This is a genomic window from Kushneria konosiri, from assembly GCF_002155145.1.
In the GTDB taxonomy this organism is placed as follows: Bacteria; Pseudomonadota; Gammaproteobacteria; order Pseudomonadales; family Halomonadaceae; genus Kushneria; species Kushneria konosiri.
In genome coordinates this window covers 3,508,629-3,527,248 of record NZ_CP021323.1, presented here as the reverse complement: position 1 = coordinate 3,527,248, position 18,620 = coordinate 3,508,629, and the positions used below count along the sequence as shown (strand labels likewise).

Below are 18,620 nucleotides of genomic sequence, written 5' to 3'. Positions count from 1 at the left end.
TGACTCCCTGAAGGCTCCGGCATTGTGTCAATACATGGCGGTGGCCAGCCCCAGAAAGGCTACAAAGCCCACGACATCGGTAATGGTGGTCAACAGCACGCCGCCTGACAGTGCCGGGTCGATCGAGAGTTTTTTCAGGATGACCGGAATCAGGGTGCCCGCCAGTGCGGCTACCAGCAGGTTAATGACCATGGCCATGGCGATGATGGCGCCCAGCGTCATGTCATGAAAGCGCACCACGGCCATGACGGCCACGATGGCCGCCCACAGAACACCGTTGATCGAGCCGGACAGGAGTTCGCGCACCACCAGCCAGCGCACGTTGGCCCCCGAAACATGTCCCAGTGCAAGCCCCCGGATCAATACGGTCAGGGTCTGAGAGCCGGCAATGCCGCCCATGCTGGAAACGATTGGCATCAACACGGCCAGTGCGGCAATCTGCTGGATGGTGTCTTCGAAAAATCCGATCGCAATCGAGACAATGGTGGCGGCGATCAGGTTGATGCCCAGCCAGACGGCGCGTCGGCGGCTGGTGCGCAGCACCGGCGCAAAGGTATCTTCTTCATCCTCGAGGCCGGCCATGCTCATCATGGTGCGCGCCGAGTTTTCGCGAATGACATCGACCACGTCATCAATGGTGATTCGCCCCAGCAGCCGATTGTCGGCACTGATGACCGGTGCCGAGATCAAATCCCTGCGTTCGAAGATGCTGGCCACTTCATCCTCATGCATCAGCGCCGTGAGGGTTACCACGTCGGTGTCCATGATTTCGCGCACGCTGATGCCGGGTGCACTGACCAGAATACGGTTGATGGGCAAAACGCCGATCAGCTCATTGTGTCGCGTCACGACCAGCAGGTTGTCCGTGGATTCAGGCAGGCGCCTGTGCCGGCGCAGATAGCGCAGAACCACATCGAGTGTGACCTCCGGGCGAATGGTGATGGTGTTGGTATCCATCAACCCGCCGGCCGTGTCCTCGGGATAGGACAGCACCATCTCGATGCTCGCCCGGCGGCTGGGCGCCATCCTGGACAGGATGTCTTCAAGCGTGGTGTGAGGCAGACGCTGCAGCAGATCGGCTGCATCATCGTTGTCGAGCTGCTGGGTCGCCAGCAACAGCTCAGGGGCATCCATCCGGTTTAAAAACTCGGTCTGGATGTCATCATTCAGGTACTGAAGAATCTCGCCCTTGGCCTGGCTGTCGACCTGCTCCCAGAGGATGTCACGCTCGCGCGGCGGGATAGACTCCAGCAGCTGGGCAACATCGGCAGGCGGAAGACCGCGGCGAAGCAGACGACGCACCTGGTCCATCTCCCGCTGTGCCAGGGCGTTTTCAAGTCGCTCCAGACGGGGCTGACGTCCTTTCTGATCATTGCTCATTGTTGTGACATCCCTGTGTCAGCCCATCGAAGAGCCGTATTCTAGCAGAGAGTCGAACAATGTTCGTGAACGCCGGATGCCGGTTTATCTGCGGTTCGAGATCTATTGATCCTCGTCGAAGCGCGCCTCGAAAAGGGCCACGATGGCCGTGAGCGCTTCTTCGGCATCGTCACCTTCCACATGAACATGAACCACGCTGGTACAGGGGGCAGCCAGCATCAGAAGCGACATGATGTTGGCCGCGTCGGCGCTTCTTTCACCATGATAAATCGTCACGCGAGACGAAAAGGGCTGGCAGCACTGTACAAGCCGCGTCGCGGCTCTCGCATGCAGGCCGCGACGATTGGTCAGGGTCAGTTCACGCTGAAGCATCACCCGCCTCGCTGACAGCGCGCTGGATGGTCAGTTCACGATGGCGGATTCGTACGGCCGGAAACTGATCGGCAAAATGCTCGCCGAGTTGTTCTGCCAGATACACCGAACGATGCTGGCCACCGGTGCAGCCGATGGCGACGGTCAGATAGCTGCGATGGCTGGCCAGGTAGGAGGGCAACCAGCGCTCGAGCCACTGGCAAATGTCGCCAAACATTGCCCTGACCTCGTCATGGGCTTCAAGAAAGGCGATAACATCATCGTCCTGGCCTGTCTGGGTGCGATAGCGTGGGTCCCAGTAAGGATTGGGCAGGCAGCGCACATCAAACACCATATCGGCATCAAGTGGCACACCACGCTTGAAGCCAAAGGATTCAAAGGTCAGCGTCAGATCATTGATGTCATGATGTGCCACCTGTTCGGCCACGCGGCGTCTCAGGTCATGCACTGACTGACTCGAGGTGTCGATGACCAGATCTGCCGTATGGCGAAGCGGGGAGAGAAACTGATGTTCGGCTTCGATCGCCTCGGCCAGCGTCATCTGTGTTTCGCGCGTCAGAGGGTGACGACGTCGTGTGGCCGCATAGCGCTCCAGAAGCACACGGGAATCTGCCGTAAGGTAGACCACCCGGCAATGAATGCCGCGCGTGGAAAGGGCCTCCAGATGTTCCGGAAAGCGCTCCAGTTCGCTGGGCAGGTTGCGGGCATCAATGCTGACAGCAACGCGGTTTCTGTGCGGGCTGCCGGCTTCGAGTTCATCGATCAGGGAAGACAGAAGCATCGCAGGTAGATTGTCGATGGCATAAAAGCCCTGATCTTCCAGCGCCTGAAGCGCGATGGACTTGCCGGAACCGGAGCGTCCACTGACGATAACAAGTTCCATGGCCATGCTGCTTATACTCTCGTTGAAAGTTGACTGATGGCCTGCATCAGAATGTCATGAAGTTCCTGCTCATCATGGGCATTGCGCAGGGCATGCCGGGTTTCGGCGGCGTTCATGACTTCAGCAATCTGCGCCAGCAGGGAAAGATGCGTGTCTTCGGCTGCTTCAGGGACCAGCAGCACGAAAAGCAGATCGACGGGCTCACCGTCGATGGCATCAAAATCCACCGCCTGCTGTAGGCGCATGAATCCGGCCAGCGGCTGGCGGCAGTGTGAATTGCGTGCATGGGGAATGGCCACGCCATTCCCCACACCGGTACTCCCCAGACGCTCCCTGCTGATCAGACGGGAAAAGACTTCCTGGCTGTCGAGACTGGGAATGTTTTGTGAGATGAACCCGCTGAAAAATTCCAGCACGCGCTTCTTGCTGCCCCCTTCCACATCAAACAGGATTCGGTCGGAGGGGAGTATCTGGTCAAGTGTCATGGGTTACAGGTATTTGCCGTTGCCCTGGGAGCGGGCCTGTGTTTTCTCCTTGTGCTTGAGCAGCTGGCGATCAAGCTTCTCTGTCAAGGCATCAATGGCAACATAGAGATCTTCCTGCTCGGCCTGAGCATGAAGTTCGGCACCTGCGGCATGCAACGTGGCCGCGGCCTGCTGGCGCTCCTTTTCAATAGACAGTGTCACCTGAACATTGGTGATGTTGTCATAGTGACGTTCCAGCTTGGCAAGCTTCTGATTGACGTGCTCGCGCAGTGCATCGGTCAATTCGACGTGGTGCCCGGTAATGTTTACCTGCATGGCATGCTCCCTGAATCGAAACGGATAACCGGTTGTCCACATGGACCGCCGGACCTGCAAGCCTCTTCCGGCTACTCTCAGATTGTAACGCTTTTCCCGTCAGCGCAAACCCTGAATGATGTTGTTGTCTCTTTTCATGCCATTCAGGCCAGACGCTTGCGATCGCTGGAAGAGGGAATGCCCATGGCCTCACGGTATTTTGCGACAGTACGCCGGGCAACAACGATGCCGTTATCAGCCAGAAGTTGCACCAGACGAGCATCAGACAGCGGGCGTCGTGGTGCCTCTTCTTCTATGAACTTGCGGATTCGGGCGCGAATGGCCGTGCTGGCATGGGCATCGCCTTCCTGACCGACATGGCTTGAGAAGAAATACTTGAGCTCCATGATGCCGCGCGGCGTGTGGATATATTTGCGAGTGGTCACCCTGGAGATGGTTGACTCGTGCATGTCCACGGCCTGAGCAATATCAGCGAGAATCATGGGTTTCAGGGCTTCATCGCCATGTTCGATGAACCCTGCCTGTCGGGTCATGATTTCCTGTCCTACCCGCAAGAGGGTCTCATTGCGACTCGACAGGCTCTTGAGCAGCCAGCGTGCTTCCTGAAGATGTTGTTTGAGAAAGGTGTTGTCTTCACTTTTGTCGGCGCGCCGCACAAGGGCTGCGTAGTCGGGCTGAATACGAAGCTTTGGCAGGGCCTCCTGGTTGAGCTCGACCTGCCAGCCATGACGTGCGTGGTAGCGCAGCACCAGATCCGGGATGACGAGGTGTTGATCCACGGATTCAAACTCGCGACCCGGTCTTGGATTAAGTGACCGGATGGTGTGAATCACTTCATCGAGTGCGTCATCATCAAGACTCAGGCGGCGCTTGAGCAAACGACGATCATTTTGTCCCAGCGGTTCGAGAAACTGGCGCACCATGCGTCGGGTCTGGGCAAGCCAGGGGGTGTCGCCCGGGAGTTGGTCAAGTTGTAGCAAAAGGCATTCACGCAGATCTCGTGCAAATACACCGGTCGGTTCGCACTGTTGAAGCCGCGCAAGCATGTGCTCCAGTTCGGACTGTTTTAGATTACCGAGCCCCTGCTGGCGAAGCCCCTTGCCAAGATCTTCAAGATCTACACCGAGATAGCCACTGGGTTCGAGGGCATCCAGCAGGGTATCGGTGATCAATTGTTCCCGCGGGGTCATGTCCATCAGCAGAATCTGCTCACGAAGATGCGAGGTCAGATCGATGGCTACGGCGTTGTGTTCGATGCTCCAGCTGTCATCTGCAGCGCTCGAGGAAGCGCTGCCGTTGGTATAGACATCGTCCCAGCGGGCATCCAGGGGCAACTCTTCCGGAATGTCACTGGACCATTCCTCCTGAGAGGGCGGTGTTTCCGGCAACTCGAGGTCGAGGGGCTGGTCCTCTTCAATATCCAGTAGCGGGTTGCTTTCCAGCGCCATCTGGAGTTCCTGCTGCAGATCCAGCGTAGAGAGCTGCAGCAGATGGATGGCCTGCTGCAGCTGGGGCGTCATGGTGAGATGAGTGCCCGTGCGCAGCTGTAAGGCGGGTTTCATCATGTTCGTAAAGCCCGGTCGCCAACGTGTGATGTCACGCTATCCAGTCCGCGGCCCCCTTGCAAGTGCTCAAGGCGTTTAAAGCTGCAATTATCATGCCACCGATTGGCAAGTCTTCGGGGTTAAAGACGAAACTCGTGACCCAGATAAACGTCGCGTACGTGCTGGTTGTTCAGCACGGCATTGGCATCGCCTTCGGCAATGATCAGGCCGCTGCCGACGATGTAGGCGTTATCACAGATATCCAGCGTTTCACGAACGTTATGGTCGGTGATCAGAACACCAATGCCACGGGTGCGAAGCTGGCGGATGATGCCCTTGATTTCGCCAACCGAAATGGGATCAACGCCGGCAAAGGGCTCATCAAGCAGGATGAAGGCCGGTTCGATGGCCAGTGCACGAGCAATCTCGACACGCCGTCGCTCGCCACCGGACAGGCTCATGCCCATGTTGTCCCTGATATGGCTGATGCTGAATTCTTCAAGCAGCTGGTTGAGTCGTTCGCGCCGCTGTGAGCGATCCAGATCCTTGCGTGTTTCAAGGATGGCCATGATGTTGTCGGCTACGGACAGCTTGCGAAAGATCGAGGCTTCCTGAGGCAGGTAGCTGATGCCGGCGTGGGCACGCTTGTGCATCGGCTGGCGGCTGAGATCGAGATCATCGATGGCGACATGACCGGCGTCGGCCTGGATCAGGCCAACGATCATGTAAAACGAAGTGGTCTTGCCGGCACCATTGGGGCCCAAAAGCCCCACGATCTCTCCCTGCCGAATTGACAGGCTGATGTCCTGAACGACACGGCGCCCCTTGAAGCTTTTGGCCAGATGGGCTGCGTGAAGGGTTTTCATTGGCTGCTGCCCTGTTGGTCTTCAGGCGTCAGTTGCATGCGAACGCGTCCGCCCGAGCTGCCTTCAGAGCTGTTGCTCTTCGCGCTCTGGTTGCCACGAGCGTTGACCTGGCGGGAGTCGAGGAAATACTCCACGTAGCCGCCGTTAAAGGTGTCACCATTTTGATGCAGCTCGGCGTTGCCGATCAGTTCGACACGCCGCTCTCCGGCGTGATAGATGATGGTGTTACCCCATCCCTTGGCCAATGGATCATTGGGTGCCGGCTGCTGTTCGATATAGGCACGCCCACCATCACCGCCTTTGGCGGTCAGGCTCGAAAGGCCGCCGCTCTGGGCGCGCTTGAGCTCGACGCGATTGGAGCGCAGCTTCATGGTGCCCTGATCGACTTCGACTGTCCCGGTGTAGACGGCCGTGCCGGCACGGTTATCGATGTTGAGGGCATCAGCGCCGATATTGATGGGTTTCTGGCGATCGCTTTCCAGAGCCATGGCCTGCTGGCCGAGCATTGCCAGTAGCAGGGCAGAAGTACACAGCAGCAGAGGGCGCGTCATGGGAGATCCTTGTCATCATTCATGTGTAAAAAAGAAGACGATTACCGGCGAATGGGGGGGTGAAAACCCTGCACATTGCCCTCAAGCGTCATGCGATCCTCGTTGACCCAGCCATTGAAACGGTCGCCCCGGGTACGCTGTTCGTTTTGAGTGAATACGGCGCCGCTGTCGCTCCAGGCATGCCGAGATGGTACATCATAATGCAGCACATCCGTTTCAAGTTGCCAATTGTCTGCCGGCTGACGCAGTACGGCATCTCCGCTCAGTTCGAACGTGTTGGCATTGGGGCCGAGCGTGGCGCGCTCACCATCCGCTGTCCAGCGATGGCCATCATCGCCCAGCAGGGTGAAGTGCGGAGTAACCGCCCGGGTCACATCGTCGGCAGGCGTATGGGATACGCGCGGGCTTTCCATGGTCTGTGAGATGCGGCCCTGGTCATCGAAACGGGTGTAGGTGACCCCTTCGAGATAATAATCCGGAACCCCCTGTTCGCTTTCCGGTGCCGGGCCGGGAGACATCAGGGTATTTCGCTGGTCGATCAGTGTCAGTACGCCTCCAAGTGCCAGTACCAGCACCAGAATGCCAAGGCGTGCCCGTGTGCGTTTGGAAGGAAGTCTGTCTCTAAAAGCCATATGCACGTCCTGTCGGAATAAGCGATGCAGCCTCAGAGCCGCTCATGAGCATCAATGATATCCTGCCAGACGCCCCGCGCGTTAAGGAGCCATTCACAGAGCTCACGCACTGCACCATGTCCTCCCGGCGTTTGGGTCACCAGATCGGCTCGCTGACGAATATAGTCCGGGGCATCTGATACCGTTACCCCCAGACCTGCATACACGATGGCCCCCAGATCAGGCAGGTCATCGCCGCAGTAACAGACCTCGTCAGCCTGAAGTTCCAGTTCTGCCATCAGGGTTTTCAGGGCGACCTGCTTGTCATCACGGCCCTGAATGACGTGGCGAATACCCAGCTCCTGTGCGCGGCGGTCGACGGCAGGAGAGATCCTGCCGGTGATCAGGGCCACATCAATGCCGGCCTGCATGACCAGCTTCAGGCCGAGGCCGTCACGCACGTGAAATACCTTGTCGCCATCCTGTTCCGGCCGAGCGGCATAGCGCAGACGACCGTCGGTCAGAATGCCATCAACGTCGAGTGCCAGCAGGCGTATCGGGAGGGCGCGCTTGTTCAGTGCGGCAGTGATGTCATTGGAGTGTGTCATGGCGTTCGGGTTCAGCTCTCCGGCGTGGCAATCGATGGTTTTGACTCGCTTTGAGCGGCTGAAACCAGCTTGTTCTGGAAAATGGGGGTGGCCTGAGCCAGGGTTAAACGATGCCACTTCTAAGCAGGTCGTGCATCTTGAGTAGCCCGATCGGCCGGAGCAGGGTATCGACCACGACCAGCGCCGTAATGCGATGATCCTCCATGACCCTGACCGCTTCTGCGGCAAGGGTTTCTGCCTCGATGGTGCGGCCCCCGGGCGTCATGACGTCATTGATTGTCAGCTGTCGGACGTCACCATGGCGATCGATCGTGCGGCGCAGATCGCCATCGGTATAGATGCCCACAAGACGGTCGCGTTCGTCGGTTACACAGGTAAACCCGTGGCCCTTGCGTGTCATTTCAATCAGCGCTTCGCTGAGCAGCGCGTCGTTACGAACGACAGGCAGTTCATCACCGGTATGCATCAAATCTTCCACCCGCAGCAGCAAGCGTTTGCCCAGCGTGCCGCCCGGGTGGGACAGGGCAAAATCCTCGGGGCTGAAGCGGCGCGCTTCCAGCAGGGCGATTGCCAGCGCATCTCCCAGAGCGAGCGTTGCTGTCGTGGAGGAGGTCGGGGCCAGGTTCAACGGGCAGGCCTCCTGAGCGACACTGACATCAAGATGCACGTCAGCGTGTCTTGCAAGACTCGACGACACATTGCCGGTCATGGCAATCATGGTGGTTCCCAGACGCTTGAACAGGGGTAAAAGAGCCGTCAGTTCGGCCGTTTCTCCCGAGTTGGAGAGCGCCAGAACGAGATCATCGCGTACCAGCATGCCCAGATCGCCATGACTGGCTTCCCCGGCATGCACGAAAAATGAAGGCGTGCCGGTGCTGGCAAGTGTGGCCGCGATCTTGCGGCCCACGTGCCCTGACTTGCCAACGCCTGTGACCACCACTCGCCCGCGACACTCGAGCATATGCTGACAGGCATGGGTGAAGGGGGTATCAAGACGCTCGGACAGATCTCTCAAGGCGTTTTGCTCAAGTGAGAGGGTGCGTCGTGCGCTGGCCAAAAAGTCGTGGTCGATGTCTGGTGTGGTCATGGCCGTGAATTCTGACGTCGGATGGTTCAGGGCACAAGCGTAACCTGGCAGGCATCATCGAGAGTATCGATGCCAGGCCTTTCAGATCGAAAATGACGTTAATTGCCGATTTTTATGCCTTTGTGGCAGTTGGCGCCAACTGAGGCTGGTGGGGGCGGGCATAATTCGGATACGATGTTCGCTAACTCCATATCCTTTTGTGTTCATTCAGGAGTTATATGTCCGACTCAACACTGGTCAGCGTCGAGAACCTGCATTTCTCGCGAGCTGGCAGACCCATCTTTTCGGGCGTTGATCTGGAGATTCCAAAAGGGCGCATTACGGCCATCATGGGACCCAGTGGTACAGGCAAGACAACCCTGCTCAAACTGATTGCCGGACAGCTCACGCCTGATTCGGGCAGTGTGCATGTTGGCGACGACAACGTGCATCGACTGTCGCGGCAGGCACTGTTTCGCATGCGCCGTCGCATGGGCATGCTGTTTCAGAGCGGGGCACTGTTCTCGGATCTGAGCGTGTTTGAAAACGTGGCCTTTCCGATACGGGTTCACACCGACCTGCCGGAGCACATGATCCGGGACCTGGTATTGATCAAGCTGCAGGCCGTTGGCCTTCGTGGCGCCCGTGACCTCATGCCCGCCGAGCTTTCCGGTGGCATGACCCGGCGTGTGGCGCTGGCGCGTGCCATTGCGCTGGACCCGGATCTGATCATGTATGACGAGCCCTTTGTCGGTCAGGACCCCATTTCCATGGGGGTACTGGTCACGCTGATCCGCCGGCTCAACAGCGCCTTCAACATGACGGCCATTGTGGTGTCTCACGATATCAAGGAGACGCTGTCGATTGCCGACCATGTCTATGTCATTGCCGATGGTCGCGTCATGGCCAGCGGATCGCCGGCCTCACTGCGCGAGGCACAGGATCCACGGGTCAGTCAGTTCATTCAGGGCAAGCCCGATGGCCCGGTGCCCTTTCACTATCCTTCGAAGAACTTCTACGAGGATATTCTTGCGCCATCGGAGGTGTCTTGATGTCACCGTTGATCTTTCTGGGACGCAAGACGCTGAATACGCTCGAATCGCTCGGGCGCAGTGCCATCTTTCTGGCTCAGGCACTGTGTCATCTGCCTCGGCTGGAAGGCGCCAAGCTATGGCTTCGGCAGATGTACTTTGTTGGTGTCATGTCACTGCCCATTGTTGCCGTATCGGGGCTTTTTATCGGTATGGTCATTGCGCTGCAGGGCTATCTGGTGCTGTCCGGTTTCGGGGCCGACGAGGCGCTGGGGCAGATGGTAGCGCTGTCGCTGCTGCGGGAACTGGCGCCTGTCGTGACCGCACTTTTGTTTGCCGGGCGTGCCGGCTCGGCCCTGACGGCTGAAATCGGCCTGATGAAGGCGACCGAGCAGCTTTCCAGCATGGAGATGATCGGCGTCGACCCGTTGCGACGGGTGATTTCGCCGCGGCTTTGGGCCGGCTTTTTGTCCATGCCGATACTGACCGTATTTTTCAGCGTGATCGGTATCATGGGCGGTTACCTGGTCGGTGTGGACTGGCTGGGCGTTGATCAGGGCTCGTTCTGGGGCAACATGCAGGGCAGCGTGATCTTCATGGATGATGTCTTGAATGGCATGTTGAAAAGCGTGGTCTTTGGTGTCGTCGTGACGTGGATCGCTGTCTTTCAGGGTTACGATCTTGTACCCACCTCCGAGGGGATTTCGCGGGCCACGACTCGAACCGTTGTCTTTGGCTCGCTGGCCGTACTGGGGCTGGATTTCATTTTGACCGCGCTGATGTTTGGAGAATTCTAATGAAGCGCTCTAAGTGGCTTGAAGCCGGTGTCGGTGCCTTTGTGCTGGCCGGATTTCTGGGACTCGTCTTTCTGGGTCTGCAGGTAAGTGGTTTTGCTCCCGGGCAGGCTGAACAGAATTTCACCGTCTATGCGAACTTCAGCAATATTGGTGGTTTGAAGGAGCGCTCAAGGGTCACCATGGCAGGCGTGACCGTCGGGCGCATCACCAACATCGAGCTGGACCCGAAGTGGCTTGAAGGGCGTGTGACGATGGAAATCGACAGTGATGTAGGTGAAAAACTGTCGGAAGACTCCACGGCGTCTATTCTGACTGCAGGGCTTCTGGGCGAGAAATACATCGGTCTGTCGACCGGTGGTGCGCCTGAAATGATCAAGGATGGTGGCACCATCCGCGATACGCAGTCTGCGCTGGTGCTTGAAGAGTTGATTCAGCAGTTTGTCTCGAACATGTCCAAGTAGTTCGAATGAAAGACAGGTGCCGGTGTTACCCGTCGGCACCTGTGCAATTTGTATACTCAGGAGGTGCAGTAGATGAAAAGGGTCTCCCGTTATGTTGGCGTACTGGTCGCCGTCGTGCTCGGCATGGGCATCCTGTCTGCTCAGGCAGCCAGCCAGTCTCCGCACGAAGTGGTCAGTCAAAGCGTCGAACAACTGATGTCAAAGCTCGACAACAATCAGGACCGCTATCGCAACCATCCTGACGAGCTGAAAAGCGTGGTCGAACAAAATATCGATCCCATTGTTGACTGGCGCTACGCCTCGGCAAGCGTTATGGGCAAATATTTTCAGGCCGCCTCGCCCGAACAGCGCAGCAAGTTTGCGCGCGTCTTCAAGCAGACGTTGATCGATACCTATGCCCAGGGGCTGGTGACGTTTGACTACAAGGACGTGCGGGTAATGGATGACAATAACCAGCGTTATGACGATCAGGCCAGCGTCGACATGGAAGTGATTGCTTCCAGCGGTGAGCGCTATCCGGTGTCCTACACGCTGCGTAATCGTGATGGTAGCTGGAAGGTCATCAACGTCGTGGTCAACGGCATCAATCTTGGGCTGACCTTCCGCAATCAGTTTGATCAGGCCATGCGCGCCAACCATCGTGACTTTGATGCCGTGATCAACGGCTGGGCACCCGATGTTGATCTGAAAGACGGTGATGGGGATAACCAGAAGGCTCAGGGCTGATGAGCAAGGCGCTCTACAGTGATGACGTGGTTAGCCTTGAAGCCCGAGAAGGTGCTCTTTATCTGAAAGGGGCGCCGGGTTTTCACAACGCGTCGGATCTGGCAACGTCCGGCATCCAGTGGTTGCAGGGGTTTGATGGGTCACAGGTCTCCTTCAATCTTTGTGGCGTCAGCCGTACCAGCAGTGCGACCATCTCGGTACTGCTCGAGTGGCTGCGCGCTGCACAGTTCAAAAAGCTGGAGGTCGATCGCATCACGCTGTCTGACAGCATGCGTGAGTTGATCGAAATGGCCGAACTTGGTGATGTTTTTCCGGCGCACGAAACCTCGTTTGCTTCCGCCGAGGAGGCATGATCCCCTGAGTTCTTTGGCTCATGAATCGGAAAGCGGCGTCATTGACGCCGCTTTTTTTTATGTCCATTCGCGCGGGGTCATGCTTTTCATTTACCATTGGCGACCAACAAACCAGTAAAGGAGTCATCATGCAGCCTGATGAGGTCAAGCGCCTGCTTGAGGCGCGCGTTGAATCGTGTGAGTTTCAGGTTCAGGGAGAAGGGTGCAACTTCCAGGTCACCGCTATCGGCGATGTCTTTGAAGGCCTGACACCCGTCAAGCGTCAGCAGCTCATTTACGCCGCGCTTTCCGAAGAGATTGCCAGCGGTGCGCTGCATGCCATTAGTATCAGGACCATGACACCGGCTCAGCGGGCCGAAAAGTCGCCTGATTCAGATCGTGCCTGATTGCCTTGGAAGTCTGGTGAATGGATAAACTGATTATCAGCGGTGGCCGGCCGCTGTCCGGCGAAGTCTGGACCTCGGGTGCCAAGAATTCGGCCCTGCCTATTCTTGCGGCCACCTTGCTGGCCGATGAACCGGTCATCATTGGCAACCTGCCTCATCTGCAGGACATTACCACCACGCTTGAGTTGCTCGGGCGCATGGGGGTTGAGCCCATCATGGGCGAGAAGATGAGCATTCAGCTCGATGGTCGCGTCAGGGACTGTCACGCGCCCTATGATCTGGTCAAAAAGATGCGGGCCTCGATTCTGGTGCTCGGGCCGTTGCTGGCACATTTCGGTACCGCCGATGTCTCGCTGCCCGGTGGCTGTGCCATCGGTTCGCGTCCGGTCGACCTTCACATTCGGGGCTTGCAGGCAATGGGCGCCGATATCCGGGTGGAGGGCGGTTATATCCGTGCCAGAGCACCGGGTGGACTGAAAGGCGCGCATATCGTGCTGGATACGGTCACGGTGACGGGTACTGAAAACCTTCTGATGGCCGCCACGCTCGCAAAGGGGCGTACCGTGCTGGAAAACGCCGCGCGTGAGCCTGAAATCGTGGATCTGGCCGAGTGCCTGATCGCGATGGGGGCCAACATCAGCGGTCATGGCAGCAGCACCATCACCATTGAGGGCGTTGAGCGCCTGCATGGCTGTCGTTATGACGTCATGCCCGATCGCATCGAAACCGGTACCTTTCTGGTGGCCGCTGCTGCGACGCGCGGCAGGGTGCGGGTTCGCAACGCCCGTGCCGATACCATGGAAGCCGTGCTGCTCAAGCTTGAGGAAGCCGGCGCCGAGATCGAAACCGGTGATGGCTGGATCTCGCTGGACATGCATGGTCGCAGACCGAAGGCGGTCAACATTCGCACGGCACCCTATCCTGCCTTCCCAACCGACATGCAGGCTCAGTTCGTGGCGCTCAACGCCGTCGCTGAAGGCAGCGGTCGCGTGGTGGAAACCATTTTTGAAAACCGGTTCATGCATGTGCAGGAAATCAATCGCATGGGCGCGGACATTTCACTGGAAGGCAACACCGCCCTGGTCAATGGTGTCGAGCATCTGAGCGGTGCGCCGGTCATGGCGACCGACCTTCGTGCTTCGGCCAGTCTTGTGATTGCGGCTCTGGTGGCCGAAGGCGAGACCGTGGTGGATCGTATCTATCACATCGATCGTGGCTATGAGTGCATCGAGGAAAAGCTTCAGCTGATGGGGGCGCGTATTCGCCGCGTGCCGCGCTAAGGGGCCGTCGGGTGCACGCCATGCCGATTCATTTTTGCAGCCATTGAAGATCACATGAGTAAACCGTTGATACTGGCGCTCTCCAAGGGGCGGATTCTCAAGGAGACGCTGCCGCTGCTGGCGGCTGCCGGCATTGAGCCGCTGGAGCCGCTCGACAAGAGCCGAAAGCTGTTGTTCGATACCACGCTCGACAACGTCAAGCTGGTCATTTTGCGTGCCGTCGATGTGCCGACCTATGTGCAGATGGGTGCCGCGGACGTGGGCGTGGCCGGCAAGGATGTCCTGCTCGAGCATGGTGCTCAGGGGCTTTATGAACCGCTGGATCTGGATATTTCACGCTGCCGTCTGATGACGGCGGGCATCGAGGGCGTTACGCCCGGTCGTGCTCGACGTCGCGTGGCGACCAAGTTCGTCAATATTGCCCGGCGCTATTACTCGGATCTGGGTATTCAGGCCGAGGTCATCAAGCTTTATGGAGCGATGGAGCTGGCACCGCTGATGAACCTCGCCGATGAGATTGTCGATATCGTGGACACCGGCAATACCCTGCGGGCCAACGGCATGGCGCCGCGTGAGTTGATTGCCGATATCAGTACGCGGCTGGTGGTCAACAAGGCATCCATGACGGTGGAGCATGCTCGACTGGGGCCGCTGATCGAGCGTCTGGGTCAGGCGGTGGCCGAACGTCGCCAGAGCGATGTGACCTCCTGACGGCCGCAATCCGGTCAGCTGTCAGTAGCCATGTTTCGACAGGGCATCACGCCATCGATGCAGCACGATACTCTCCGGCACGTGCCGGAAGGCAAGGAGTGATTCAGTCGTAATGGACAAGCAAAGCATACATCGACTTTCTACACGCCAGCCGGATTTTGAAACCCGGCTGGATACGTTGCTGGACTGGGAAAGCGTGTCAAGCGCCGAGATCCAGCAAAGTGTTGATCGCATCATTGCTGATGTTCGCAGTCGCGGCGATGCGGCCGTGATCGATCTGACCCGTCAGTTCGATCGTCTTGACGTTCAGGACATGTCGGCACTCACGCTCACAGCTGAGCGGCTCGAACAGGCGTGGCAGGGGCTGCCGGAAGCGCAGCGTCAGGCGCTGGCCGTGGCGGGGGATCGCATTCGCGCCTACCACGAGCGGCAAAAGCCCGAACCCTGGTCCTACCAGGAGGCCGATGGCACCATGCTGGGTCAAAAGGTAACGCCGCTCGACAGGGCGGGGGTCTATGTTCCCGGCGGTAAGGCAGCCTATCCCTCATCTGTTCTGATGAATGTCATTCCGGCGCATGTCGCTGGTGTGGAAGACATTGTCATGGTCGTGCCGACACCGGATGGCGTGCTTAATGAGCTGGTGCTGGCTGCGGCTCACGTGGCCGGTGTGGCACGGGTGTTCACCATTGGCGGTGCCCAGGCCGTGGCAGCGCTGGCTTATGGCACCGAAACGATCCCGAAGGTCGACAAGATCGTGGGGCCTGGCAACATTTTTGTTGCAACGGCCAAGCGTGCCGTGTTCGGGCAGGTCGGTATCGACATGATTGCCGGGCCTTCCGAGATCCTGGTGGTATCCGATGGCGGCACCGATCCGGATTGGCTGGCGATGGATCTTTTTTCGCAGGCCGAGCACGACGAAGATGCCCAGGCCATTTTGATCAGCTGGGATGCCGAGCACCTGGAGGCGGTCGCAGAAAGCATCGAGCGTCTGCTGCCGACCCTTGAGCGTGCCGAGATCGTGCGTGAATCGCTGTCGCGTCGCGGTGCCCTGATTCTGGTGGAAGACGAAGCGCAGGCACTGTCGCTGATCAATCGTATCGCCCCTGAGCATCTGGAGCTTTCGGTAGAAGAGCCGCAGCGGCTGGTCGAACACGTTCGCCATGCCGGTGCCATCTTCATGGGACGCTACACTGCCGAGGCTCTGGGTGATTACTGTGCCGGCCCCAACCATGTCCTGCCGACGTCCGGCACGGCGCGTTTTTCCTCGCCTCTGGGGGTTTATGACTTCCAGAAGCGCTCGTCGCTGATTCAGTGCTCGCCGCAGGGGGCGTCAACGCTGGGGCAGACGGCCTCCGTGCTGGCAAGAGGCGAGTCGTTGACGGCACACGCCCGTTCGGCAGAAAACCGTATCGGCAGTCACAAGGACTGATTGAATTTTCTGTCGTCAAACGCCGGTCAGTTCTCGGACTGAACCGGCGTTACCGGTCGGCTTGGGCGCTCTCCCACACTGACCGTCACCTTGAAGCGTTTGCCGTTACGATAAAGCTCTATCGGTAGCTGCCTGCCGGGTTCAATCTCTGCGATATCCACCATGGCCGTCTGAGCATCCAGCAACGGTTTGCCGTCTATCGACAGAATCAGATCCCCTACCTTGATACCGGCCTGGGCTGCCGGACCACCATCCACGACATCCGAGACCACAACGCCGCGCGGGGCGTTGATGTCCAGCGACGAGGCCAGGCTTGAGCTGACTTCTCTCGCCTCGATTCCCAGCCAGCCCCTGACCACGCGCCCGCGGGTCACAAGATCGTTGAGAATGCCGTGTGCCAGATTGGTAGGAATGGCAAAACCGATGCCCTGTGACCCACCGGTGCGTGAGAAGATGGCTGTATTGATGCCCACCAGCGCGCCTTCGGAATTGACCAGCGCGCCCCCTGAGTTGCCCGGATTGATCGCCGCGTCCGTCTGGATGAAATCCTCATAGGCATTCAGGCCCAGGTGGTTTCGACCGGTGGCGCTGATGATGCCCATGGTGACGGTCTGACCTACGCCAAAGGGGTTGCCAATGGCCAGGGCAATGTCGCCGACGCGAGTGTTGGTCGCATCGGCCAGATCGATGACCGGGAGGTTGTCCAGATCAATCTTGAGCACGGCAAGATCCGTTTCCGGGTCGGTGCCGATCACGGTAGCCAGCGTTTCCCGACCATCCTGCAGAGCCACCTGTACTTCATCAGCGCCGCTGATAACGTGATTGTTGGTAAGAATGTAGCCCTCATCACTGACGATGACGCCAGAGCCAAGACTCGACAGCATGCGACGGCGGCCGGATTGGCTGTTGCCAAAAAACTGTTCGAAGAAAGGGTCGGACATCAGCGGATGATGGTCACGCTCCACCAGTCTTGACGAATAGACATTGACCACGGCGGGAGCTGCATGTTGTACGGCGTCAGAGTAGCTTGCCGTGCCCGGGCCACGCTGCAGTGGCGCCGCATTTCGGGTGACGGGCGGCGTGCGCTGTACGGGGGGTGTAATCGTCGGTGTAATGGATGATGGCGCAACAGCCTGAGCCTGTCGGCCATCGCTTGCAGAGTGATCGCCAGAGTCGATGATCTGTGGCATGTGATCCAGCATGACCAGCGCCAGCAATACACCACAGACAACAGGCCAGATCAGGGGCACCAGAAATCGGCGCATGACAACATCCTTTTGAAACAGGCAGCCTGGAGCTGCAGACTTGCAGAGTATTCTAACCGGCATTCGTGGCAAGGGCGCTGCCGTCTTTCATGCCGGTCGCAATGTCATATAGAGATTGGGCGAGTTTATCATTCAGGCGTCGTCAATGCCTGATACAGGCGTGACACTTTCAAAAATCGAGGGTCGGGAGACAAAACATGATCGAGCGCAGGGTGCTGCTGGAAGACATGAAGACACTGCTCGCGCCGCAGCGCTTCAAGGACTTTACCGTCAACGGTCTTCAGGTCGGGGGTGGGGAGCAGGTTGGGCGTGTCATGAGTGGTGTGACGGCCAGCCAGGATCTGCTCGATGAGGCGGTGGCATGGCAGGCCGACATGGTGCTGGTTCACCATGGCTACTTCTGGAAAAACGAACCTGTAGCGATTACCGGCATGAAGCAGCGGCGCATCGCCACGCTTCTGGCCCATGGCATCAATCTGGTAGCCTGGCATCTACCATTGGACGCGCACGCAACGCTTGGCAATAACGTTTTGCTGGCTGATCGAATGGGGTGGACGGTACGGGGTGTCCTTGACGGTGAGGTGGGGCAGGGGCTTTTGTACCACGGTGACATGCCTGAATGTTCACAGCAGGCGCTGGCCGAACAGCTTCATCGGCAACTGGCGCACAAGCCTTTGATGATTTCCGGTCATGATCGTCCTGTCCGGCGGATTGCGTGGTGCACGGGCGGCGCACAGGACATGATCATTGATGCGGCGGAGGCCGGCATGGATGCCTTCGTTTCCGGTGAAGTCTCGGAACGCACCACACATCTGGCTCGAGAAATGGGAATTACCTATTATGCCGCCGGCCATCATGCCACCGAGCGTGATGGTATAAGAGCTCTGGGCGAATGGCTGGCGCAGCGTCACGACATCGAGCATCGCTTTGTCGATATCGATAATCCGGTGTAACTGTCGCCGGGGAGGCCGGCGACAGTGATGTTGTGATCAGTAGCGGGGGGGTTGCGGGTCGGTGCCGTGACTTTCCTGCTTCTGACGCAGCCCGTAACTTTCATCGAGGGTCCCATTGCCGTCGGCATAGTCACGAGGAATGTGAAGAGAAGTTGTGTCTTCTTCACTCTCTTCGGTTGCATCAACCTTCGGGCGGCGCTTCAGGGCCGGGTCACTGGCCAGAGCACTGGCGTCGGCGTCGAGTCGTGACTGGAGCGCTTCGCTCTGGCGGGCAAGGTTGCGCGCCAGTGTCGTGACATCGGTAAAATGCGTATTCACGTTCTCGCGCAACCCCTTGAGTTCAAGTTCGGTTTCGGCCAGACGCTGCTTGAGCTTCTGGCTGGTGGCTCTCTGACTGCCCGAAAAATGTCGAATCAGTACGCCGATCACGATGCCTGCCAGCAGTGCCACAGCGGCGACTACCCAATCAATGTTGCCTTCGTTCAACGCTATTCCCCTCTTTTAAAGCTGATTGCACGCACGACAGGCGTGACCATGAGATAGTCCA

General features: G+C 58.3%; 23 protein-coding genes. 10 read left to right on the top strand and 13 right to left on the bottom strand.

From position 1 onward, the window contains the following. Positions 1-27: 27 nt before the first annotated feature. The 11 genes from mgtE to B9G99_RS16335 all read right to left on the bottom strand — a co-directional run bounded on the left by mgtE (position 28) and on the right by B9G99_RS16335 (position 8,702). The gene (gene mgtE, locus B9G99_RS16385) at positions 28-1,380 is read right to left on the bottom strand and encodes a magnesium transporter (RefSeq protein ID WP_086623139.1); all 1,353 of its coding nucleotides are present in this window, start codon (positions 1,378-1,380) and stop codon (positions 28-30) included. Between the two features lie 102 nt (positions 1,381-1,482). After that, positions 1,483-1,752 (bottom strand): HPr family phosphocarrier protein, encoded by a 270-nt coding sequence (locus B9G99_RS16380; RefSeq protein WP_086623138.1) that lies wholly within the window; start codon positions 1,750-1,752, stop codon positions 1,483-1,485. Further along, positions 1,739-2,635, bottom strand: a complete 897-nt coding sequence (gene rapZ / locus B9G99_RS16375) for an RNase adapter RapZ (RefSeq protein ID WP_086623534.1) — start codon at positions 2,633-2,635, stop codon at positions 1,739-1,741. The genes B9G99_RS16380 and rapZ overlap by 14 nt, the downstream gene beginning before the upstream one ends. An 11-nt stretch (positions 2,636-2,646) precedes the next feature. Continuing rightward, positions 2,647-3,120 carry a PTS IIA-like nitrogen regulatory protein PtsN gene (gene ptsN / locus B9G99_RS16370; protein ID WP_086623137.1) on the bottom strand — a complete coding sequence of 158 codons (474 nt, stop codon included), beginning with the start codon at positions 3,118-3,120 and terminating at the stop codon, positions 2,647-2,649. A gap of 3 nt (positions 3,121-3,123) precedes the next feature. Further along, positions 3,124-3,435 carry a ribosome hibernation-promoting factor, HPF/YfiA family gene (gene hpf, locus B9G99_RS16365; RefSeq protein ID WP_086623136.1) on the bottom strand — a complete coding sequence of 104 codons (312 nt, stop codon included), beginning with the start codon at positions 3,433-3,435 and terminating at the stop codon, positions 3,124-3,126. Positions 3,436-3,578: 143 nt separating this feature from the next. Continuing rightward, positions 3,579-5,000, bottom strand: a complete 1,422-nt coding sequence (locus B9G99_RS16360; protein WP_086623135.1) for an RNA polymerase factor sigma-54 — start codon at positions 4,998-5,000, stop codon at positions 3,579-3,581. 119 nt (positions 5,001-5,119) lie between these two features. Beyond that, the gene (gene lptB, locus B9G99_RS16355) at positions 5,120-5,845 is read right to left on the bottom strand and encodes an LPS export ABC transporter ATP-binding protein (RefSeq protein WP_086623134.1); all 726 of its coding nucleotides are present in this window, start codon (positions 5,843-5,845) and stop codon (positions 5,120-5,122) included. Beyond that, positions 5,842-6,396, bottom strand: coding sequence for a lipopolysaccharide transport periplasmic protein LptA (lptA, locus tag B9G99_RS16350; RefSeq protein ID WP_086623133.1), 555 nt, complete (start codon positions 6,394-6,396; stop codon positions 5,842-5,844). Before lptA ends, lptB begins: the two co-directional genes overlap by 4 nt. A 41-nt stretch (positions 6,397-6,437) precedes the next feature. Further along, the gene (gene lptC, locus B9G99_RS16345) at positions 6,438-7,028 is read right to left on the bottom strand and encodes an LPS export ABC transporter periplasmic protein LptC (protein ID WP_086623132.1); all 591 of its coding nucleotides are present in this window, start codon (positions 7,026-7,028) and stop codon (positions 6,438-6,440) included. Between the two features lie 32 nt (positions 7,029-7,060). Next, a complete protein-coding gene (locus tag B9G99_RS16340; protein ID WP_086623131.1) occupies positions 7,061-7,615 on the bottom strand; it encodes a KdsC family phosphatase in 555 nt (184 codons plus the stop codon). 103 nt (positions 7,616-7,718) lie between these two features. Further along, positions 7,719-8,702, bottom strand: a complete 984-nt coding sequence (locus tag B9G99_RS16335; RefSeq protein ID WP_086623130.1) for a KpsF/GutQ family sugar-phosphate isomerase — start codon at positions 8,700-8,702, stop codon at positions 7,719-7,721. A 218-nt stretch (positions 8,703-8,920) separates the two neighbouring features. Here B9G99_RS16335 and B9G99_RS16330 point away from each other — a divergent pair, with 218 nt between their 5' ends. The 9 genes from B9G99_RS16330 to hisD all read left to right on the top strand — a co-directional run bounded on the left by B9G99_RS16330 (position 8,921) and on the right by hisD (position 15,855). Further along, entirely contained in the window at positions 8,921-9,733 is an 813-nt protein-coding gene (locus tag B9G99_RS16330) for an ABC transporter ATP-binding protein (protein ID WP_086623129.1), read from the top strand. Further along, positions 9,733-10,509, top strand: a complete 777-nt coding sequence (mlaE, locus tag B9G99_RS16325) for a lipid asymmetry maintenance ABC transporter permease subunit MlaE (RefSeq protein ID WP_086623128.1) — start codon at positions 9,733-9,735, stop codon at positions 10,507-10,509. Before B9G99_RS16330 ends, mlaE begins: the two co-directional genes overlap by 1 nt. After that, the gene (mlaD, locus tag B9G99_RS16320) at positions 10,509-10,970 is read left to right on the top strand and encodes an outer membrane lipid asymmetry maintenance protein MlaD (RefSeq protein WP_086623127.1); all 462 of its coding nucleotides are present in this window, start codon (positions 10,509-10,511) and stop codon (positions 10,968-10,970) included. Before mlaE ends, mlaD begins: the two co-directional genes overlap by 1 nt. A 72-nt stretch (positions 10,971-11,042) precedes the next feature. Beyond that, a complete protein-coding gene (locus B9G99_RS16315) occupies positions 11,043-11,696 on the top strand; it encodes an MlaC/ttg2D family ABC transporter substrate-binding protein (protein WP_086623126.1) in 654 nt (217 codons plus the stop codon). Then, complete coding sequence (locus B9G99_RS16310; protein WP_086623125.1) at positions 11,696-12,049, top strand: STAS domain-containing protein; 354 nt, start codon at positions 11,696-11,698, stop codon at positions 12,047-12,049. The genes B9G99_RS16315 and B9G99_RS16310 overlap by 1 nt, the downstream gene beginning before the upstream one ends. Positions 12,050-12,177: 128 nt before the next feature. Then, positions 12,178-12,435, top strand: a complete 258-nt coding sequence (locus tag B9G99_RS16305) for a BolA family protein (RefSeq protein ID WP_086623124.1) — start codon at positions 12,178-12,180, stop codon at positions 12,433-12,435. Between the two features lie 20 nt (positions 12,436-12,455). Next, positions 12,456-13,715, top strand: coding sequence for a UDP-N-acetylglucosamine 1-carboxyvinyltransferase (murA, locus tag B9G99_RS16300; protein WP_086623123.1), 1,260 nt, complete (start codon positions 12,456-12,458; stop codon positions 13,713-13,715). Between the two features lie 54 nt (positions 13,716-13,769). Further along, positions 13,770-14,426, top strand: a complete 657-nt coding sequence (gene hisG, locus B9G99_RS16295) for an ATP phosphoribosyltransferase (RefSeq protein ID WP_086623122.1) — start codon at positions 13,770-13,772, stop codon at positions 14,424-14,426. Positions 14,427-14,538: 112 nt separating this feature from the next. Beyond that, positions 14,539-15,855 (top strand): histidinol dehydrogenase, encoded by a 1,317-nt coding sequence (hisD, locus tag B9G99_RS16290; protein WP_086623121.1) that lies wholly within the window; start codon positions 14,539-14,541, stop codon positions 15,853-15,855. Between the two features lie 26 nt (positions 15,856-15,881). On the opposite strand, the gene B9G99_RS16285 is transcribed toward hisD, so the two are convergent. After that, the gene (locus B9G99_RS16285; RefSeq protein WP_086623120.1) at positions 15,882-17,120 is read right to left on the bottom strand and encodes a Do family serine endopeptidase; all 1,239 of its coding nucleotides are present in this window, start codon (positions 17,118-17,120) and stop codon (positions 15,882-15,884) included. 197 nt (positions 17,121-17,317) lie between these two features. On the opposite strand from B9G99_RS16285, the gene B9G99_RS16280 reads away from it, so the two are divergent. Then, positions 17,318-18,073 carry a Nif3-like dinuclear metal center hexameric protein gene (locus B9G99_RS16280; protein WP_086623119.1) on the top strand — a complete coding sequence of 252 codons (756 nt, stop codon included), beginning with the start codon at positions 17,318-17,320 and terminating at the stop codon, positions 18,071-18,073. A gap of 36 nt (positions 18,074-18,109) precedes the next feature. On the opposite strand, the gene B9G99_RS16275 is transcribed toward B9G99_RS16280, so the two are convergent. Then, positions 18,110-18,559, bottom strand: a complete 450-nt coding sequence (locus B9G99_RS16275) for a Z-ring associated ZapG family protein (protein ID WP_158521530.1) — start codon at positions 18,557-18,559, stop codon at positions 18,110-18,112. Positions 18,560-18,620 lie beyond the last annotated feature (61 nt).